17 protein-coding genes, 1 tRNA gene and 1 pseudogene are annotated in these 20,533 nt (G+C 50.4%); 11 read left to right on the top strand and 8 right to left on the bottom strand.

What is annotated here, in order from left to right; all coding sequences use genetic code 11:
- Positions 1-57 precede the first annotated feature (57 nt).
- Positions 58-1,017, bottom strand: coding sequence for a chemotaxis protein (locus tag M977_RS09700; protein ID WP_064514416.1), 960 nt, complete (start codon positions 1,015-1,017; stop codon positions 58-60).
- A gap of 165 nt (positions 1,018-1,182) precedes the next feature.
- On the opposite strand from M977_RS09700, the gene M977_RS09695 reads away from it, so the two are divergent.
- The 3 genes from M977_RS09695 to M977_RS09685 all read left to right on the top strand — a co-directional run bounded on the left by M977_RS09695 (position 1,183) and on the right by M977_RS09685 (position 4,915).
- A complete protein-coding gene (locus M977_RS09695) occupies positions 1,183-2,229 on the top strand; it encodes a LacI family DNA-binding transcriptional regulator (protein WP_064514414.1) in 1,047 nt (348 codons plus the stop codon).
- A 161-nt stretch (positions 2,230-2,390) separates the two neighbouring features.
- The gene (locus tag M977_RS09690) at positions 2,391-3,461 is read left to right on the top strand and encodes an SIS domain-containing protein (protein WP_064514412.1); all 1,071 of its coding nucleotides are present in this window, start codon (positions 2,391-2,393) and stop codon (positions 3,459-3,461) included.
- A 92-nt stretch (positions 3,462-3,553) separates the two neighbouring features.
- Positions 3,554-4,915 (top strand): PTS transporter subunit EIIC, encoded by a 1,362-nt coding sequence (locus tag M977_RS09685; RefSeq protein ID WP_064514409.1) that lies wholly within the window; start codon positions 3,554-3,556, stop codon positions 4,913-4,915.
- A gap of 363 nt (positions 4,916-5,278) precedes the next feature.
- On the opposite strand, the gene asr is transcribed toward M977_RS09685, so the two are convergent.
- Positions 5,279-5,647, bottom strand: a complete 369-nt coding sequence (gene asr / locus M977_RS09680; RefSeq protein WP_064514407.1) for an acid resistance repetitive basic protein Asr — start codon at positions 5,645-5,647, stop codon at positions 5,279-5,281.
- A 119-nt stretch (positions 5,648-5,766) separates the two neighbouring features.
- Positions 5,767-6,591 (bottom strand): formate dehydrogenase accessory sulfurtransferase FdhD, encoded by an 825-nt coding sequence (gene fdhD, locus M977_RS09675; protein ID WP_064514404.1) that lies wholly within the window; start codon positions 6,589-6,591, stop codon positions 5,767-5,769.
- A 173-nt stretch (positions 6,592-6,764) separates the two neighbouring features.
- On the opposite strand from fdhD, the gene fdnG reads away from it, so the two are divergent.
- The 5 genes from fdnG to M977_RS09645 are packed head-to-tail and all read left to right on the top strand — an operon-like array spanning position 6,765 to position 13,260.
- Positions 6,765-9,815, top strand: a complete 3,051-nt coding sequence (gene fdnG, locus M977_RS09665) for a formate dehydrogenase-N subunit alpha (RefSeq protein ID WP_157092061.1) — start codon at positions 6,765-6,767, stop codon at positions 9,813-9,815.
- 12 nt (positions 9,816-9,827) lie between these two features.
- The gene (fdxH, locus tag M977_RS09660) at positions 9,828-10,733 is read left to right on the top strand and encodes a formate dehydrogenase subunit beta (protein ID WP_064514400.1); all 906 of its coding nucleotides are present in this window, start codon (positions 9,828-9,830) and stop codon (positions 10,731-10,733) included.
- Positions 10,730-11,365 (top strand): formate dehydrogenase cytochrome b556 subunit, encoded by a 636-nt coding sequence (gene fdoI, locus M977_RS09655; protein WP_064514398.1) that lies wholly within the window; start codon positions 10,730-10,732, stop codon positions 11,363-11,365. The genes fdxH and fdoI overlap by 4 nt, the downstream gene beginning before the upstream one ends.
- Positions 11,362-12,291 carry a formate dehydrogenase accessory protein FdhE gene (gene fdhE / locus M977_RS09650; RefSeq protein WP_064514396.1) on the top strand — a complete coding sequence of 310 codons (930 nt, stop codon included), beginning with the start codon at positions 11,362-11,364 and terminating at the stop codon, positions 12,289-12,291. The genes fdoI and fdhE overlap by 4 nt, the downstream gene beginning before the upstream one ends.
- A gap of 60 nt (positions 12,292-12,351) precedes the next feature.
- On the top strand, positions 12,352-13,260 hold the full coding sequence (locus tag M977_RS09645) for an alpha/beta hydrolase (RefSeq protein ID WP_064514394.1): 909 nt from the start codon (positions 12,352-12,354) through the stop codon (positions 13,258-13,260).
- Positions 13,261-13,328: 68 nt separating this feature from the next.
- On the opposite strand, the pseudogene M977_RS25800 reads toward M977_RS09645, so the two are convergent.
- From M977_RS25800 to M977_RS09635, 3 genes and pseudogenes are all read right to left on the bottom strand, one after another.
- Positions 13,329-13,490: pseudogene (locus M977_RS25800) on the bottom strand (PIN domain-containing protein); the annotation flags it as partial.
- Between the two features lie 137 nt (positions 13,491-13,627).
- Entirely contained in the window at positions 13,628-13,987 is a 360-nt protein-coding gene (locus M977_RS09640) for a hypothetical protein (protein WP_157092060.1), read from the bottom strand.
- Between the two features lie 251 nt (positions 13,988-14,238).
- On the bottom strand, positions 14,239-14,769 hold the full coding sequence (locus M977_RS09635) for a hypothetical protein (RefSeq protein ID WP_064514391.1): 531 nt from the start codon (positions 14,767-14,769) through the stop codon (positions 14,239-14,241).
- Between the two features lie 132 nt (positions 14,770-14,901).
- On the opposite strand from M977_RS09635, the gene M977_RS09630 reads away from it, so the two are divergent.
- On the top strand, positions 14,902-15,096 hold the full coding sequence (locus M977_RS09630; protein WP_064514389.1) for a toxin-antitoxin system HicB family antitoxin: 195 nt from the start codon (positions 14,902-14,904) through the stop codon (positions 15,094-15,096).
- 528 nt (positions 15,097-15,624) lie between these two features.
- Here M977_RS09630 and M977_RS09625 read toward each other — a convergent pair.
- Positions 15,625-15,719, bottom strand: a tRNA-Sec gene (locus M977_RS09625).
- A 340-nt stretch (positions 15,720-16,059) separates the two neighbouring features.
- On the opposite strand from M977_RS09625, the gene yicI reads away from it, so the two are divergent.
- Positions 16,060-18,384, top strand: coding sequence for an alpha-xylosidase (gene yicI, locus M977_RS09620; RefSeq protein ID WP_064514387.1), 2,325 nt, complete (start codon positions 16,060-16,062; stop codon positions 18,382-18,384).
- Positions 18,385-18,474: 90 nt separating this feature from the next.
- On the opposite strand, the gene M977_RS09615 is transcribed toward yicI, so the two are convergent.
- A complete protein-coding gene (locus M977_RS09615; protein WP_064514385.1) occupies positions 18,475-19,068 on the bottom strand; it encodes a YhgN family NAAT transporter in 594 nt (197 codons plus the stop codon).
- 159 nt (positions 19,069-19,227) lie between these two features.
- On the opposite strand from M977_RS09615, the gene asd reads away from it, so the two are divergent.
- Positions 19,228-20,334, top strand: coding sequence for an aspartate-semialdehyde dehydrogenase (gene asd / locus M977_RS09610; RefSeq protein WP_064514384.1), 1,107 nt, complete (start codon positions 19,228-19,230; stop codon positions 20,332-20,334).
- Positions 20,335-20,533 lie beyond the last annotated feature (199 nt).

The raw sequence follows: 20,533 nt of genomic DNA, 5'->3' as shown, positions 1-20,533 counted from the left end.
CCGAACAACTCAGGCTCATGACGAACTTGTAAATAACCCTTACAGGTTGAATTTTATTCAAGCGCCATCCAGCGCCTTATGAATCACCTCGGAAAGCTCCTTCACATCGAATTTGGCGACATAGCCATTCGCGCCCACTTTGCGGACGTGATCTTCGTTGGCGCTACCTGATAGAGACGAGTGAATCACCACAGGAATCTGCTTTAACACGATATCCGATTTGATATTACGGGTCAGGGTGAAGCCATCCATTTCCGGCATTTCAATATCTGTTAGTACCATACCAATACGATCGGTGATCGGCTGGCCAGCGGCTTTGGCTTCTGCGGCAATCACTTTGATTTTCTCCCACGCTTCAAGCCCCGTGGAATGCATCATCACCGGAATACCCATGCCTTTCAGGCCTTGCTCAAGCATCTGGCGGGCGACTTTTGAATCTTCGGCAACAATCGCGACAGCACCCGGTTTCAGAGGGTTTGTGTTCCCTTCGATGGCCGCCATATCGACTTTGCGCCCGGAAGGAATAATGTCGTAAAGAATCTGTTCAACATCGAGTACCAGCGCCAGCTCGCCTTTGTATTCGTCGCTATTGAGTGAAGCGATACTGGTGATATTGCGGCTACTCACACCAGATTCGGCAGCGTGAACCTGGCTCCAGTCGAGGCGGATAATATTTTCTACCGACTCCACCGCAAATGCCTGCGTGCTACGGGCGTATTCGGTAATTAAAAGAAGATTGAGGCCAGTTTTTGGCGTGCAGCCGGTAACGGCGGGCAGGTCGATAACCGGGATAAATTGGTCACGAATATTTGCCATGCCCAACAGCGGTGACATCATCCCTGCCGCGCGGTTAATTTTCGGCATTGGCACAATTTCGCGCAGTTTAAACACGTTGATGCCATACAGCTCTGATTTTCCGCCGTGCTGACCTTCCCCTAAGCGGAACAACAAAAGCTCAAACTTGTTGGATAACGCCAGGTTAGCCCTTTCATCAATATCTTTTTGAAAACTATCCATTTAAACCTCTGGTTGTAACCCGGCGGGTCATCGTTGCCCCGTTCCCTGTTTAAGTTATCGGCAGATGGAATAAAAAGTGCAGTCTGTTTGGATGAAGAAAATCCCCCTTTGCTTCACTCGGCGCGTTGCCCTACTATTAACGCCTTGTAGGGACGAGACAAAAAAATGAAAAAGCCGCTAACAATCAAGGATATTGCAGAACTGGCCAATGTATCTATTGCGACAGTTTCCCGTGTTCTGAATAACAACAGCTGGGTGGCGGATAAAACTCGCGCCAGGGTTGAAAAGGTTATTCAGGAGCAACAATTCAGCCCCAATTTGTTGGCGCGCGGTATGATTTCCAAAAAGACACAGACGCTGGCGATTGTCGTTTCCGATATCAGTAACCCATATTTTGTGATGCTGGTTGCTCAAATCGAAAATGAGAGTTTACGGGCGGGATATAAAGTCACACTCTACGATACTCAATCAGCTAATAAATCCTCATCACAGAGTGAAATTATTCCTGAAGAAAATATTTTTAACTCGATTACTGATAGCCAAATTGATGGAGTTATTATTCTTGGTGGGAATATTGATTATAATAATGTGCCAGACTCTTATTCCCATGAGTTGAAGAAACTTTGTGCGGCCATTCCGGTTATTGTTGTTGGGCGGCAATTAGTCGGTGTAGATTATTCTTGTGTAGAGCGCGATCAGTCTGGGTGTGTTGCACTTGCAACTAATCATCTGATAAGTAAGGGCTATAAAAGCATCGGGTTCATTGGTGGCTCGAAAAGTGTTTATATCACCCAGCAACGTATAGATTCATTTAAAAACACGCTTCAGCAAGCTAATATAATGGTTGACGATAATCACATTGTATTAAATAACTTCTACTTACAACATGGCTATGAAGCGGTAGATAAGTTGCTCTCGCAAAGTGAAAAATTGCCCGAAGCTATTGTGGCGATTAATGACCATGTGGCAAAAGGTGCAATTCGGGCATTAAAAGATAAAAATATTGCTGTGCCTGAAGATATTGCTATTGTCAGCTGTGAGTATTTCCCCGGTAGTGAATATTTCATTCCACGAATTACCACGGTGAACCATCACAATGAACTCATCGGTAAAACAGTGATGCAAGTTTTAATGACATTGCTGAAAGATACGACTGAATCTGTAGTGCCTGAAAAAATCCAGCTGAGCCTGATACCAGGCGAGTCCTGCTAGCTCTCTCTTAGCATTTCAGTATTTCTGACGGCTCCAAAACCCCCGTACACGATATTTTTTGATCCCCACCACAATTGCTGAAAAGTGGATTGACAACCCCACGCGTGCTCCTCTAGCCTAAAACCTGAAAACGTTTTCAGGTTTTGATTTCAGGAGGGCCAATGAAGCCGACAATGATGACTTACATTCACGAAGAGCAAGCTACACTTTCAGCAATGCTTGATCGTTATCCGCATGATCTACCAGCGATTAAAGGAAAGAGCACGTGGTTGGTTTTAGCTACTGGTTCAAGTATAAACGCCATCAAAAGCGCGAAATACTATGTTGAAAACCTGGCGAACGTGCGCGTTACCGTGGAGGAGCCGTTCCACTTCCAGCACTACGAAAAAATGGATACCGCGACCGATCTGGTGCTTGGCGTATCGCAAAGTGGCGAAAGCACATCCACCATCAATGCGATAAAACACATTCGTAAAAGTTTCCCGGTGGTGACGTACGGTTTAACCAGCAAACTGTTAAGCGAACTGGCGAAAACTGTTGATCACGCCATCGATATTGAAATTGGTGAAGAGCGCGTGGGTTACGTCACTAAAGGTTATGTGGCGACTATTTTTAAATTCATGTTGCTGGGTCTTTATACTGCGCGTTGCAATGGTTTAATCACTGAAACGCAGGAAGCCGAAGAGTTAGTGAAATTAGCCATAGCAGTAAAATCTATCCCACAGATTATTGATACAACTGAAGTCTTTTTCGAAAAATGGAAAGATGAGCTAACTGCCTCCCCAAGATTTACGGCAATTGGCTATGGCCCGAGTGTGGGTGTGATTAAAGAAATGGAAACCAAGTTTGCAGAAACTATTCGCGTGCCATCGCAAGGGGTAGAACTGGAAGCCTTTATGCATGGCCCTTATTTTGAAGTGAACGGCAATCATAGGATGTTTTTCCTCGACACGCCTGGAGAAGCGCGTGAGCGTTTATTACTTCTGAAAGCTTATGAGCAAAAATATACCGATTATATTTACACCGTTAAATTAGGCGAAAGTAGCGATGAAAGAACGCTCACCATTAATGCTGCGGTAGATATATTTATCGCCCCGTTACTGATGGTTATTCCTTTCCAGATTCTGGCGCACCATATCGCTGAAGCGAAAGGTAATAACTTGCCACAGCGTATTTTTACCGATTTTGGTATTTCTGTTAAGAGTAAAACAAAACCTGGCGATTACGCCTAATTATTCTTTGATTACTAATTTACCCTACAACGTTGCCCGATACTTTTATCGGGTAATAAATACAGCGCAAACCTTGAAACTAAGGAAATACCATGACGACATATAGTCAGCTTGCCCAACAAATAATTAAGCATGTTGGTGAGCCTGGGAATATTGAACATATTACTCATTGCGCAACACGCTTACGTTTTACCTTAAAAGATAAAAATAAAGTGAATCCGGAAGCGCTATATGGTCTTCCTGAAGTCGTGAAATTAGTGGATAGCCCGAGTCAATTCCAGATAGTCATTGGCCCGAAAGTCGAGCAGGTATGTTCAGCGATTAAAGAGCAGCTCGGTGAACAAACGCCTGTAGCTGAAGAAACAACTGCGCAAGGCTCATGGGCAAGCCGCTTGCTGGCTACACTTTCCGCTATTTTCACGCCTTACATCGGTGTGCTGGCGGGGGTCGGTGTCGTAAAAGGGATTGTGGTATTGCTGCAAACAATGAACCTGGTGGATACGCATTCTTACGTGTTCACCGTGTTTAACGCGCTGTCGAGCGGTGTGTTTGTGATGTTGCCGTTGTTTATTGCAGTTACGGCATCTGAACGTTTTAAAACGAATAAATTTACCGCGCTGGCACTGACTGCGGCGATGATTTTCCCTTTAACCGACCCAAGTGTTCCCGGTGCATTCCATATTATGGGACTTGCGCTGAACGTTAAGATTTATGGTGGCGCGGTTATCCCTGCTGTATTTGCCGTGTTGTTCCTGAGCTATGTGGAACGCTGGCTGAAGAAGATAATCCCGGAGCTGGCTGCATTTGTATTTGTGCCTTGTTTATCGCTCATCATCTGCGGATTTGTGGTGTTCACCTTAATTGGCCCGATTGCGGATTACGTTGGGGTCGGTATTGCTAACGGATATGCATGGCTTTATGACCTCAGCCCGGTCATTTCTGGCGCACTGCTGGCAGGTATCGGCCAGCTGTTTGTGGTGTTCGGTGTGCACTGGGGCATCATCCCGCTGGCGCTAATCAATATTCAGGTTAATGGTTATGACACCATTATGGCGATGTTCATGTCGGCGGTAATGGGGCAGTTTGGCGCGGCATTCGGCGCAATCTTTATTGCCCGCAACCTCAAGGACAAACAGATCGCGATTTCTGCCTCAATTTCTGCCTTCTTCGGTATTACTGAACCGGCGCTGTATGGCGTGAATCTGAAATACAGAATGTTATTTGTGTTCGGTTGTATTGGTGCCGCGTTGGGCGGTGGCATTACCGGTTTGCTGGGCGTTAAAACTTACAGCTTCCTGCCAGTGCTTAATGTGTTCGAGTTAGGTCTCTTCAGCGGCCCAGACTCAAAAATGATTTATGAAGTGTTTGCGATAATCGTCGCATTTACTGTCCCTGCGGTTCTGACAATTATTTATGGTAAGACGCGCAAACTCGTGGCTTCACCTGCTTCTTGATGATTAACCTACGCCCTCTCAGAGCGGGAGGGCGTTACCCAACCCTACCTGGCAAACGCCAACTTATCTTCTGCGGTAATTTCTCGTATCACCCGGCAAGGAACCCCTACGGCAACGATGTTTGGCGGAATTTAGTTTTTCAGAAGTGTGATGCACGGACGATTGGTGGGTTAAGAACCCAGGCGGATTTTAAGTCGTGGACGGCGTGAAAAACAAAAAGTAGCAGCAGACCGCAGCCATTCCGTAAAGAATGACCAGCATTAAGATGATTTCAAACCGAAAGCGTTTTAGCAGTTGCTCAGGTTTGATAACAAAACACCCGGCAAGCCGGGTGTTTTTAATAATGAGGGGTTTCATTGCAACTTATGCAGCTGGTTTAACCGCTGGTTTTGCTGCTGGCGCTACTGGTGCAGCTGCTTTTTTGTGGTGCTTTTTAGCAGCCTGAGCTTTCTGTGGCGCTACTGGAGTTGCAGTGGTAGCGGCTTTTTTGTGGTGCTTTTTAGCAGCCTGGGCTTTCTGTGGTGCTGCTGGAGTTGCAGTTGTAGTGGCTTTTTTGTGGTGCTTTTTAGCTGCTTGCGCTTTCTGAGCTACCGGTGCTGCTTTATGGTGTTTCTTGTGGTGCACAGTAGTGGTGTGTTTTGCTGGAGCAGGTGCTGCAGTAGTTTCAGCAGCGAAAGCAACAGAGGACATACCCATTACAGCAACAGCAATCAGAGTTAATACTTTTTTCATTTTGATAGTCTCGTATTTGTTTATGTGTGGGTTGTTGGCCCGTTGAAATAACTTTATGCCAACAAACAAATACGTTCAGTGAGTGATTGGTGTCGGTACGTAACGGAATGTACAGCCTGTTAACACAACCGCTGTGGATGGGTATAAACCGTGGCTCGACCTGGTTTGCTAAATCCAACGAGCGTCAGGTTGCAGCGGCTTGCCACTTCAACGGCAAGCGTGGTTGCGGCTGAGACGGCAAACAGAATCTCCACCCCGCACTGGGCCGACTTTTGCACCATCTCATAGCTGGCGCGGCTTGAGACTAAAACTGCACCGTTTTGCCAGGCCTCACGCCCACGTGCGCCAAGCAATTTATCCAGCGCTACGTGGCGGCCGATATCTTCTTTGCCATCCAGAATAGTGCCGTTTTCATTAAGCCAGAGTGCGGCATGCGTGCAGCCGGTGAGTTGCCCGACTGGCTGGTAGTCGCGCATCTGGTTTAAGGCTGCATCAAGGTTGTTCAGGTCGAATGTTTGCGTAAACGGCAGGGGAGAGATTGGGCGGCCAATATCGTTGAGTTGCTCAACGCCACAAACGCCACAGCCAGTGCGCCCGGCAAGAGAACGGCGGCGTTCTTTCAGCCCCATAAAGCGGCGGCTTGAGAGCTCAATTTGCACTTCCAGGCCGTTACACACTGGCGAAACATCAATTCCGTAAATGTCTGCTGGCGATTCAATTATCCCTTCTGATAAGGAAAAACCTAATGCAAAAAGCTCCAGATCTTTGGGAGATGCCATCATTACCACATGCGAAATACCATTGTAGACCAGAGCCACCGGGACTTCTTCAGCCAGCCAGTCATCTTTTGACCGATCTAAATCCTGGCGCTGCCATAGCGCTATGGTCCGTGCGCCAGTGACGGCGTTCACAATTTTGTTCTGATTTGAGTTGGAATTGTTCACTTTGTCTTAACCTGATTGGAACAGCCTTAATTCTAATGTGGTATTCTGGAAACACTACCCCTATTGGATTAGGGGGTATTTCCAGTTTGGGTTTGATTGTGAACCTTCATCGGTCAAACCGCAAAAATTACACCTATAAAGTCATGTGAATAATGTCGAAACAAGGAGCACCCATGCAGGTCAGCAGAAGACAGTTCTTTAAGATCTGTGCTGGCGGTATGGCAGGGACTACGGCAGCCGCATTGGGCTTTGCCCCAGGCGTGGCACTTGCGGAAACACGGCAATATAAATTGCTGCGCACCCGTGAAACGCGTAATACCTGCACATACTGTTCCGTTGGTTGTGGGCTATTGATGTATAGCCTCGGCGACGGCGCGAAAAATGCCAAAGCATCTATCTTCCATATCGAAGGCGACCCGGATCACCCGGTTAACCGTGGTGCACTTTGCCCTAAAGGTGCAGGACTTGTGGATTTCATCCACAGCGAAAGCCGTCTGAAATTCCCGTCTTACCGCGCACCAGGCTCGGATAAGTGGGAGCAGATCAGTTGGGAAACGGCATTTGACCGTATTGCCAAACTAATGAAAGCTGACCGCGATGCCAACTTTATTGCCCAGAACGACCAGGGAACCACGGTTAACCGTTGGCTCTCCACCGGCATGTTGTGCGCATCCGCTTCCAGTAATGAAACCGGCTATTTAACCCAGAAATTTTCCCGCGCCCTCGGCATGCTTGCCGTGGATAACCAGGCGCGTGTCTGACACGGACCAACGGTAGCAAGTCTTGCTCCAACATTTGGTCGCGGTGCGATGACCAACCACTGGGTTGATATCAAGAACGCCGATCTCGTTATTGTGATGGGTGGAAACGCGGCAGAAGCTCATCCAGTCGGGTTCCGCTGGGCGATGGAAGCCAAAATCCACAACGGCGCGAAGCTGATTGTTATCGATCCGCGCTTTACGCGAACCGCATCGGTGGCGGATTTCTACACTCCGATTCGTTCCGGTTCTGACATTGCTTTCCTGTCAGGCGTGCTGCTGTACCTGATAAACAACAATAAATTCAACCGTGAATACGTTGAGGCTTACACCAACGCCAACCTGATTGTGCGTGAGGATTACAGCTTCGATGACGGCCTGTTCTCGGGCTACGACGCGGCAAACCGTAAATACGACAAAACCACCTGGAACTATGAGCTGGACGAAAAAGGTTTCGCCAAACGCGACCTGACGCTGACTCATCCGCGTTGCGTGTGGAACCTGCTCAAAGAGCACGTTTCTCGCTACACGCCGGAAGTGGTTTCCAATATTTGCGGCACCCCGAAAGATGATTTCCTGAAAGTTTGTGAATACATCGCAGAAACCAGCGCAAAAAATAAAACTGCATCGTTCTTGTATGCGCTGGGCTGGACGCAACACTCTGTGGGCGCGCAGAACATTCGCACCATGGCGATGATTCAGTTGCTGCTTGGCAACATGGGAATGGCAGGCGGTGGCGTGAACGCCCTGCGCGGGCACTCCAATATTCAGGGTCTGACGGACCTCGGCCTGCTGTCACAAAGCTTGCCGGGCTACATGACGCTGCCGAACGAGAAACAAGCCGATCTCCAGTCTTATCTTGCCGCCAACACGCCGAAACCTCTGCTGGAAGGCCAGGTCAACTACTGGGGCAACTATCCGAAATTCTTCGTTTCGATGATGAAAGCTTTCTTTGGCGACAAAGCCACAGCGGAAAATAGCTGGGGTTATGACTGGTTGCCGAAGTGGGACAAGGGCTACGACGTCCTGCAATATTTCGAGATGATGAACCAGGGCAAGGTGAACGGTTATCTGTGTCAGGGCTTCAACCCTGTTGCCTCGTTCCCGAACAAAAACAAAGTTATTGCGTCACTGTCGAAGCTGAAATTCCTCGTGACCATCGACCCGCTGAACACTGAAACCGCGAACTTCTGGCAAAACCACGGCGAATTTAATGATGTTGACCCGTCGAAAATCCAGACCGAAGTGTTCCGCTTACCATCCACCTGCTTTGCCGAAGAAAACGGTTCTATCGTTAACTCCGGCCGCTGGTTGCAGTGGCACTGGAAAGGTGCGGACGCCCCAGGGGAAGCGCTGAACGATGGCGAAATCCTCGCGGGCATCTTTAGCCGCATGCGCCACATGTACCAGGCCGAAGGCGGTGCGCTGCCTGAGCAAGTGCTGAACATGACCTGGAATTACCAGACGCCTGATAACCCGGCGCCGGAAGAAGTGGCGATGGAAAGCAACGGTAAAGCGTTGCAGGACGTTGTCGACCCGGCAACCGGTACGGTTCTGGTGAAAAAAGGCCAACAAATCAGTTCATTTGCTCAACTGCGCGATGACGGCACCACTTCAAGTGGCTGCTGGATCTTCGCCGGTTCCTGGACGCCAGACGGCAACCAGATGGCACGCCGTGATAACGCTGACCCGTCTGGTTTGGGTAACACGTTAGGCTGGGCCTGGGCGTGGCCGCTTAACCGTCGCATTCTGTATAACCGTGCTTCTGCTGATCCCGCAGGTAAACCGTGGGATGAAAAACGCCGCCTGATTTCCTGGGATGGCGCGAAGTGGAGTGGCGCAGATATCGCCGACTACAGCACCGCCGCACCGGGTACCGACGTTGGGCCATTCATCATGCAGCCGGAAGGTTTAGGGCGTCTGTTTGCTATCGACAAGATGGCAGAAGGGCCGTTCCCGGAACACTACGAGCCATTTGAAACGCCGCTTGGCACCAACCCGCTGCACCCGAACGTGGTTTCTAACCCGGCGGCGCGCGTGTTCAAAGGTGATCTGGAAGCGATGGGCAAACACGACAAATTCCCGTATGTCGGCACCACGTATCGCCTGACCGAGCACTTCCACTACTGGACCAAACACGCGGTACTGAACGCCATCGCGCAGCCAGAGCAGTTTATCGAGATTGGCGAAAAGCTCGCAAATTCACTCGGTATTGCTCACGGTGACACGGTGAAAGTCTCCTCCAACCGTGGCTTTATCAAAGCCAAAGCGGTGGTGACCAAGCGTATTCGTCAGTTGGATGTGAATGGCCAAAAAGTGGACACCATCGGTATTCCGATTCACTGGGGTTATGAAGGCGTGGCGAAGAAAGGCTTTATCGCTAACACCCTGACGCCATTTGTCGGTGATGCCAACACGCAAACGCCTGAATTTAAGGCGTTCCTGGTCAATGTGGAAAAGGTGTAGCGGAGAGGAATTATGGCTTATCAATCTCAAGATATTATCCGCCGTTCCGCCACCAACGGCCTCACGCCCGCGCCTCAGGCGCGGGATCACCAGCAAGAGGTCGCGAAACTTATCGACGTGACCACCTGCATTGGCTGCAAAGCCTGCCAGGTGGCCTGTTCGGAGTGGAACGATCTGCGCGATGAGATCGGCAGCAACGTCGGGGTGTATGACAACCCGGCGGATCTGACTGCTAAATCGTGGACGGTGATGCGTTTCTCGGAAGTGGAGCAAAACGACAAGCTGGAATGGCTGATCCGCAAAGATGGCTGTATGCACTGTGCGGATCCGGGCTGCCTGAAAGCCTGCCCGGCTGAAGGCGCAATCATTCAGTACGCCAATGGCATTGTCGATTTCCAGTCCGAGCAGTGCATCGGCTGCGGTTACTGCATCGCCGGTTGCCCGTTTGATGTACCGCGCCTGAACCCGGAGGACAACCGTGTCTACAAATGCACCCTGTGCGTAGACCGTGTGACCGTCGGCCAGGAGCCTGCCTGCGTGAAAACGTGCCCAACCGGTGCGATTCATTTTGGCTCGAAAGAGGATATGAAAACGCTGGCGGGCGAACGTGTGAGCGAGCTGAAAACGCGCGGTTATGACAACGCCGGGTTGTACGACCCGGAAGGCGTTGGCGGCACTCACGTTATGTACGTGCTGCATCATGCGGACAAGCCGACGCTGTATCACGGCCTGCCGGAAAATCCGTCCATCAGCCCAACCGTGAAATTCTGGAAAGGTGTCTGGAAGCCGCTGGCCGCCATCGGCTTTGCTGCAACCTTCGCCGCCAGCGTGTTCCACTATGTGGGAGTCGGCCCGAACCGTGCCGATGATGAAGACGAAAACTTGCACCATGACGATGACGAGGTGCGCAAACCATGAAAAAACAAGTGACCATTCAACGTTACAGCGCACCGGAGCGCATCAACCATTGGATCACCGCTTTCTGCTTCGTGCTGGCGGCGGTGAGCGGGCTGGGCTTCTTCTTCCCATCCTTTAACTGGCTGATGCACATTCTGGGTACGCCACAGCTGGCGCGCATCCTCCATCCGTTCGTCGGAGTGGTGATGTTTGCCTCGTTTATCATCATGTTTTTCCGTTACTGGCACCACAATCTAATCAATCGGGATGATATCTTTTGGGCGAAGAATATTCGTAAGATCGTCGTCAACGAGGAAGTGGGTGACACCGGGCGTTATAACTTCGGCCAGAAATGCGTGTTCTGGGCGGCGATTATTTTCCTGGTGCTACTGCTGGTGAGCGGCGTGATTATCTGGCGTCCTTATTTCGCTCCTGCTTTCTCAATCCCGGTGATTCGCGTAGCCCTGATGGTGCATTCATTTGCCGCAGTGGCACTGATTGTGGTTATTATGGTCCACATCTACGCCGCCCTTTGGGTGAAAGGCACGATTACTGCGATGGTGGAAGGCTGGGTCACAACGTCCTGGGCGAAGAAACACCATCCGAAATGGTATCGTGAAGTTCGCCAAAAACAGGAAAAACGACAGGAATGAGTATTCGCATAATCCCGCAAGACCAGCTGGAGAAGAGCGACAAACGTACGGCGGAGATGATCCCGCCGTTACTGTTCCCCCGGCTGAAAAATCTCTACAACCGCCGTGCAGAACGCCTGCTTGAGTTGGCCGCCGATAATCCGCTGGGTGATTTCCTGCGCTTTGCCGCGCTAATCGCCCACGCCCAGGAAGTGGTGCTGTACGACCACCCGCTGGAAATGGACTTAACGGCGCTGATTCAGAAATCCTCTGAAACGGGCAAACCGCCGTTAGACATCCATGTTCTGCCGCGTGACCCACACTGGCAGCGTTTGCTTAACTCGCTGATTGCTGAGCTAAAACCAGAGATGAGCGGCCAGGCACTGGCGGTTATCGAAAACCTGGAGAAAGCCTCAACGCAAGAGCTGGAAGAGATGGCTACTGCGCTGTTTAACGCTGATTTTGCACTGGTTTCCAGCGACAAAGCCCCGTTCATTTGGGCGGCGTTATCGCTCTACTGGGCGCAAATGGCAAGCCTGATCCCTGGGCGTGCGAAAGCGGAATACGGTGAGCAACGCCAGTTTTGCCCGGTTTGCGGTTCGATGCCGGTTTCCAGCATCGTGCAGATTGGCGGCACCAGCGGCCTGCGTTATCTGCACTGCAACTTGTGCGAAACCGAGTGGCACGTGGTGCGGGTGAAATGCAGTAACTGCGAGCAAACCCGCGATTTGAACTACTGGTCGCTGGAAAGCGAGCAGTCAGCAATTAAAGCGGAAAGCTGTGGCGACTGCGGCACTTACCTGAAGATTCTCTATCAGGAGAAAGATGCCAAAGTCGAAGCCGTGGCCGACGATTTAGCCACACTGGTGCTGGATGCTCGCATGGAGCAAGAAGGCTTTGCCCGCAGCAGCATTAATCCTTTCCTGTTCCCAGGGGAAGGCGAGTAATCAGTTCCCAGGGCGGAGAGCTTTGGCTTATCCGCCCTGGTCATCACGCAGGATAACAATATGTCCCTCGAACCCGGAATCGCCGGGCTGGTTGATGAGTTCATCGACTCCGGCCGCCCTTCTTCACGCCAACAAACTTTTGCCGAACGCCGGGCCGGGTATATCGCCAGCACTGTTTTAGCGGGTGAAACGGAAACCCGAGTCGACGTGAAAGACATCTGTCTGAATGGCTGCACGTTACGCCTATTTTCCCCACTCAATGCGAGCGGATCACTACCCGCCGTGATCTACTACCACGGCGGTTGCTTTGTTAGCGGTGGGTTTGAAACCCATGACAATCAGTTACGCCAGCTTTGCTATTACAGCGGCTGCCGGGTGATTGCCGTTCAGTATCGTGTGGCACCGGAGCACACTTATCCGGCAGCGCATGACGATGCTGAGCGTGCCGCGGACGCTATCTGGAAAGCGGCAGATCAACTGGAAGTGAATCGTGAAAGAATGACGCTCGCAGGCGACAGCGCCGGCGGACACATTGCCCTCGTAACTGCCCTGCGCCTGAAAAGTGCCGGAAACTGGTTGCCTGCGCGGCTGATGCTGATTTACCCGATGCTGGACGCGACGGCGGAGTCTGTCAGTTATCAGGAAAATGGCTACGACTACATCATTACCCGCGATACGCTGCTTTCAGGTTACGAAGCCTATATGCCCGATCTTGACCCAATGGACGATGAAGCCAGCCCATTATTTCGTGAGGATTTTGCAGGTTTGCCACCGGTGCATATCATCACCGCTGAATACGACCCGCTGCGCAATGAAGGCGAGGTTCTGCATGAGTGCCTGATGGATCAAGGTGTTGAGTCCACCTGCCAACGCTATCTCGGCGTGATCCATGGCTTTTTCCAGCTTGGCGGTATCAGCCAGGCAGCCCGCGATGCCATGCGTGATGTTGCGTGGCGGGTCGGTCAATAAGCTCAATCAACTATTCGGCTTCCGGTGACGGTGGTACGCCAAACGTGCTTTTGCGAAGCAAGGAGTATTTATCCCAGGGAATAAGGCAAAATTACGCCCGGTAGATCCTTAAAGTCTTTTAAATTTCGAGTGACGAGTTTCCTGGCACTAATTTGCGTACTGGCCAAAATAATGGCATCAGGTAGTTTCATTCCGTATTGCTGACGTATCGCTACAGAGTGTTCTGCTACGCGATGGAAGTTCAGTTTAAAATGGTGGATGACGCAAGCTTATCCGTCCTACGAAATTCAGATACGACTAAGCTGCAAAACAAAAAAGCCCACAGGGATTTACCGTGTGGGCTTTCAATTTTCAGACTCTTCGAAGCTTAAGAACTCAAGTGAGCTTGTTTTCTGCGTGCGATATCAATAAACAAAATGCTGGCGCCGAAAGACAAACAGGACGCAATAATCAAAACAAGAAGATAGGAAGTGACGTAGCTATATTCTTTGTCGAGATGGGTCAACTGCTCTGATATCAGGTCGATGTTTTCTATGGTGTAATTTTTGCACGCATAAAGCCCGTACCAGAAGGCACTGAAGCCGACCAGACAGGTGTAACAAAACCAGGTCAGTTTTTTATCTATGTACTCAAGATAAAATTTTGGGTCGGAGTAGGCGACTTTGAGAAGCCCAAAAAAACAGCCAAAGTAGATGCCAATCAACCACTTCAACACATCCCAGTTCATAAAAACCTCTTCAATGAATGCCTGCTTCATCAGGCATTAAAAAGGGCTACGCCATTGCGTAACCCCTTGTTTTGTCTTGTTTACGCCAGTTTGTTTTTTTACGGCGGGAACAATATCGGCACAGTATGTCACATGCCGTGGTGACAAAGAAGACCGTATAGGTTGTGCGGCGGGGGGGACGTAGGGTGGATAAGCGCTAGCGTCATCCACCAGTTTGTCGGGTGACGCTGCGCTTACCCGACCTACAAAACCTAATGAATCCCAGGCACTGCCTCGCCGCTGATCATCACCAAACCTGCATCTGTGCTAACAAAGCGTGGTGCTTTTAAATCCTCGACCAGAACGTTAACTAACTCGAATAACAGCCCAGTGATGTGTTCTTTCTGTTCCGGCGACGGCTGGTGCTGCAACAGCAGCATGGTTAATGCCGCGCAATATTCGCGCATAGTTTCTGAATCGGTAGAAAGTGGGCCGCGATAGTTATCGGGTTCTGCCACATTCACCGTCAGGCACTCAATTAAATGTGCCGGTAACGGCGCTTTTAGCGCGAACTTCAACATTTCCAGCGCGGCATATAAACGCCCACAAAGCGCCATACATTCGGTGTTGTCGTCGTTTTCAATCAGCGCATCGACATGGTGCTGGCAGTTATCGAGGAGCTGGAATAAATCCAGATGCGCACCAAGTGGGATTTTCAACAGGCTGATAATAGCGGTTTCATTAACTGACGGCGGGCACACGATTTCAGTGCGGGTGGTTGTGATAGTATTGGTGTTAGCCATTGCGTTATGTCCTTAACGTTAGTGGTAAGCCTCCGTCTGGTACTCGTAATACCTTTCGGGGGCGTTTTTTTTCAGGCTACCCTATGATAGGGTGTGTACCTTAATAACCACACTAATCCTAAGGGTACATACATGTCAACGGTCAAATATGATGCTAAACAGTCCGCTTCTGGTAAAAATCCTGCTTTTCAGATCAGGATCTCACCAGAACTGAAAGCTCAGTTTGAAGTTGCAGCGAAAGATGCAGGTATGAGTTTAGGTAATTGGTTGAAGACGTTGGGGAGGGATGAGTTGGAGCGTTTGGATAGAGAAAATAATCAAATTTAGATAAGTATATAAGTGCCGTGATTATTTAAATGTATATAAATAATATGAAGTGGAATTTGTATTACAGAGTGTGTTTAAATATTAAAATAGCAACTTATTGACGATTGGTATTCTATTTTTAGACATAACTATGGTTGCTGCTTTGATATGTAGTAATTATTGTGCAGTGAAGATAATTTGTATCTAAGACTAATCAAATCTGTCCTTAAACTTCTCAGAACTCACTCTGCGGGTCATTTTGCTGTTGCAGTTAGGACAAAGATGTTGCTTTTTCCCTCCAATTTTCCATGTGTACTATTTTCTTTTGAAACTTAAGTCACAAACACTGCATCTTCTTGGTTTGAGAATACTTCCGATTATTGCTAATAAAATAAAACCACCGATCAGCCATTCCACGATATTTCCTCTACGTGTGTTTTGAATTTATAAATATATCAAGAAAATTAGGTGATAGGAATAATATACCCGACTGGGGAGATGACCGCTTGCAACTATGGAATGACAATATGTGCATTATAGATAGAAAAATGGCGGAAGATCACAGGAGTTGAACCTGCCCGGCACCGCTGGCGGCACCAACTGGATTTGAAGTCCAGCCGCCTCACCGGAGACGACGATCTTCCTAGCCTCGATTGCTACATGGAGGCGGTGCGCAGTATACCGACTTTTCCCCCCTTACCAAACAATGCTTTGTCCTTTCCCCAATCATTTCTCAGAAACTATTAGCCAGATCAATCAAACCGCCCGAAAAACACCCATTCCTTAACTCTTAGTCTGCTAAGAGAGCGACACTGCTCACAGTTATCAAGAAACATAATCTGATAACCAGAAATTGGAATTCCGGCCCGCCTCCCGATGCTTTAAAACCTGAACTATCGAATTTTTTACACTCGCTTTTAAAGGTGATCACCAGACCCACTGGCACACCGTTTCCAAAAATTCAGTATTCAAAAGGACGGCATAATGAAAATTAGTGACGGCAATTGGCTGATTCAGCCGGGTTTATCGCTTATCCACCCGGTGCAGGTTTTCGATGTGGAGCAGCAGGGTAACGAGATGGTGGTGTACGCGGGCATGAAAGATGTGCGCGAACGTGGCAACCAGCTCGATACACCTCTGTTTACGCTGCGCTTTTTCTCCCCGCAGGAAGGTGTGGTCGGCGTGCGTATCGAGCACTTCCAGGGCGCGGTGAATAACGGCCCACATTACCCGTTGAACGTGTTGCAGGACGTGAAAGTCACCATGCAGAACACGGAAGAGTTTGCCGAGCTGAAAAGTGGCAACCTGGCGGTGCGTGTCACCAAAGGCCTGGACTGGGCGCTGGATTTCATGCGTGACGGCGTGCGCATCACCGGTAGTGCGGTGAAAAACAACGGCTACGTGCAGGACGGTAATACCGGAAATACCCATATGTTCGAGCGTCTGGATTTGGGCGTCGGCGAAACGGTTTACGGTCTGGGCGAGCGTTTTACCGCGCTGGTGAAAAATGGTCAGACGGTGGAAACCTGGAACCGCGACGGCGGCACCAGCACCGAACAATCTTACAAAAACATTCCGTTCTACCTCACTAACCGTGGCTACGGCGTGCTGGTGAACCATCCGGAATGTGTCTCTTTTGAAGTGGGTTCCGAAAAAGTTTCCAAAGTGCAGTTCAGCGTGGCAGGCGAATATCTCGAATATTTCGTGATTGACGGCCCAACGCCGAAAGCGGTGCTCGATCGTTATACCCGCTTCACGGGCCGCCCGGCGCTGCCGCCTGCGTGGTCGTTTGGCCTGTGGCTCACCACTTCCTTTACCACCAACTACGACGAAGCGACGGTTAACAGCTTTATCGACGGCATGGCGGAGCGTAACTTGCCGCTGCACGTTTTCCACTTCGACTGCTTCTGGATGAAAGCCTTCCAGTGGTGTGATTTTGAGTGGGATCCGGTGACCTTCCCGGACCCGGAAGGGATGCTGAAACGCCTGAAAGCGCGCGGCCTGAAAATCTGCGTGTGGATAAACCCCTACATCGGCCAGAAATCCCCGCTGTTCCGCGAAGGGATGGAAAAGGGCTACCTGCTGAAACGCCCGAACGGCGCGGTGTGGCAGTGGGATAAATGGCAGCCCGGCCAGGCTATTGTCGATTTTACCAACCCGGCAGCATGCGAATGGTATGCAGGGCACCTGAAACGCCTGGTGCGCATGGGTGTGGATTGCTTCAAAACGGACTTCGGCGAACGTATCCCGACTGACGTCGTGTGGCATGACGGCTCTGACCCGCAGAAAATGCACAACCATTACGCGTTCATCTATAACGAACTGGTGTGGAATGTGCTCAAGCAGGAACTGGGCGAAGAAGAAGCGGTGCTGTTTGCGCGTTCGGCTTTCGTTGGCGCACAACAATTCCCGGTTCACTGGGGTGGCGACTGCTACGCCAACTACGAATCTATGGCGGAAAGCCTGCGCGGCGGCTTATCCCTCGGCATGTCCGGTTTCGGTTTCTGGAGCCACGATATTGGTGGGTTCGAAAACACCGCGCCTGCGCATGTTTATAAGCGCTGGTGCGCGTTCGGGCTGCTCTCCAGCCACAGCCGCCTGCACGGCAGCAAATCCTACCGTGTGCCATGGGCGTATGACGACGAAGCCTGCGATGTGGTGCGCCACTTCACGCAGTGGAAATCGCGCATGATGCCGTATCTGTATCGCCAGGCCGCATTTGCCGCAGAGTTCGGTACGCCGATGATGCGCTCGATGATGCTGGAGTTCCCGGACGATCCGGGCTGTGATTATCTCGACCGCCAGTACATGTTGGGCGAGTCAGTGATGGTTGCGCCGGTGTTCAGTGAAGCGGGTGACGTGCAGTTCTATCTGCCGGAAGGGCGCTGGACGCATCTGTTCAACAACGTTGAAGCGCAGGGCAGCCGCTGGCATAAAGAGCAGCACGGTTTCCAGAGCCTGCCAGTGTATGTGCGTGACAACACGCTGTTGGCGCTCGGTAATAACGACCAGAAGCCGGATTACGCATGGCACGAAGGCACCGCCTTCCAGCTGTTTAATCTCGACGATGGCCGCGAAGCAATTTGCGAAGTCCCGGCGGCAGACGGTTCGGTTATCTTCACGCTGAAAGTGAAGCGCGAGGGCAATACGCTGACGGTGCAGGGTAAAGGCCAGGCGAAAGACTGGACGCTGTGTTTGCGTAATATCGGTAATGTGAAGAGCGTGAAGGCAGGTAAGAGTGTTGCGGGCGAGCAGGGTGTGGTGATTACGCCAGATTCGGCTGAGTCAGGTTTGGTTATCGAGCTTTAGTGAATGTGTCGGATGTCGCTAACGCTAATCCGACCTACGAAGAGCAGTTGTAGGGTGGATTAGCGCAAGCGACATCCACCGTTTTTTTATTTAACCCTTCATCCACACCCGCAACCCATCGAGGAACATTTGGGTTGCCAACATGACCAATATCAGCCCCATTAAACGCTCCAGCGCATTCACCCCTTTCTCGCCCAACAGGCGTAAGAAAAGAGAAGATTGCAGCAAAATTGCCACGGTACCGCCCCAGGCCAGTAAAAGTGCGGCGACTAAATGCCCCATCTGGTTTGGATACTGATGCGATAACAGCATTAAAGTTGCCAGAAGTGTCGGTCCGGCAACCAATGGAATCGCCAGTGGCACGATAAAGGGTTCTTCACCCGCAGGCAGGCCAGAAGCGTTTCCTTCCTTGCTTGGGAAAATCATTCTGATGGCGATCAGGAACAGAATAATCCCGCCGGAAATCGACACGCTTTCCGCACGCAGATTAAGAAACGCGAGAATTTTTTCCCCGGCAAACAGGAAAATAAGCATGATTATCAGCGCAATAAGCAGCTCGCGGATCATGATGGCCCGGCGGCGCTTCGGCTCGGTATGCTTGAGCACCGACATAAAAATCGGCAGGTTTCCTAACGGGTCCATAATCAGGATTAACAGTACTGCCGCAGAAATGATTTCGGTCATGAATGGTGTTCTCTAATAAATAACGTGTTCATTGATAAGTTCTATTTCTAATAGCTTGCATATCATTGATTAATTTCACTTGCGACTTCGGCAGCATTTTGTAAGGTGAACAGTAATCTCAATTAATGTACACAACACACATCCGCAGGATTAGTCGCTATGAAAAATGTTGGTTTTATCGGTTGGCGCGGTATGGTCGGTTCCGTTCTCATGCAACGCATGGTTGAAGAACGCGATTTTGACGCCATTCGCCCAGTTTTCTTCTCCACTTCTCAGTTAGGCCTCCCGGCCCCGTCTTTTGCAGGCCAGAACAATGGCACGCTGCAAGACGCATATGACCTGGAAGCGCTGAAGGCACTGGACATTATCATTACCTGCCAGGGCGGCGATTATACCAACGAAATCTATCCAAAGCTCCGTGAAAGCGGCTGGCAAGGTTACTGGATTGATGCAGCGTCTTCACTGCGTATGAAAGATGACGCGATTATTATTCTCGACCCGGTAAACCAGCACGTTATTCAGGAAGGTCTGAACAACGGCGTGAAAACCTTTGTGGGCGGTAACTGCACAGTCAGCTTGATGCTGATGTCCCTCGGCGGCCTGTTCGCAAACGACCTGGTTGACTGGGTTTCTGTTGCGACTTACCAGGCGGCATCCGGCGGCGGTGCACGCCATATGCGTGAACTGTTGACCCAGATGGGCCAACTGCATAGCCATGTTGCCAGCGAGCTTGCTGATCCTGCATCTGCCATTTTGAACATCGAACGTAAAGTGACTGATCTTGCTCGTGGCGGCAGCCTGCCAACCGATAACTTCGGTGTGCCATTGGCTGGCAGTCTGATCCCATGGATCGACAAGCAGCTTGATAATGGCCAGACCCGCGAAGAGTGGAAAGGCCAGGCTGAGACCAACAAAATCCTTAATACCGGCACTATCATTCCAGTTGATGGCTTGTGTGTCCGCGTTGGCGCACTGCGCTGCCACAGCCAGGCATTCACCCTCAAACTGAAAAAAGATGTCTCTCTGCCAACCATCGAAGCGATGCTGGCCGGGCATAACGATTGGGTCAAAGTCGTGCCAAACGACCGTGATATCACTATGCGTGAGCTGACGCCTGCGGCAGTAACCGGCACGCTCACTACTCCAGTCGGGCGTTTGCGTAAACTGAATATGGGTCCTGAGTACTTGTCTGCCTTCACTGTTGGCGACCAGTTGCTGTGGGGCGCTGCCGAACCGTTACGTAGAATGTTGCGCTTGCTCGCATAATTACACTTACTCACCAAAGGGGCATTGCAGCCCCTTTTTTTATCACGTCATATACCCTTCATACTTCACGTTATGGATGTGTTGGTTGCACTCCGTCACCCCATAACATGAATTATTTGGGTATACATGAAGCGTATGACTTTCGTTCATTAATTTTCGGGAGCAAAACAGAGCGTTGGCTATGCTTTATTCAGGGCAG

The organism is Buttiauxella gaviniae ATCC 51604, from assembly GCF_001654835.1.
Classification (GTDB): Bacteria; Pseudomonadota; Gammaproteobacteria; order Enterobacterales; family Enterobacteriaceae; genus Buttiauxella; species Buttiauxella gaviniae.
Note: the sequence above shows the minus strand (reverse complement) of the source record. Positions and strands in the feature narration are given on the sequence as shown.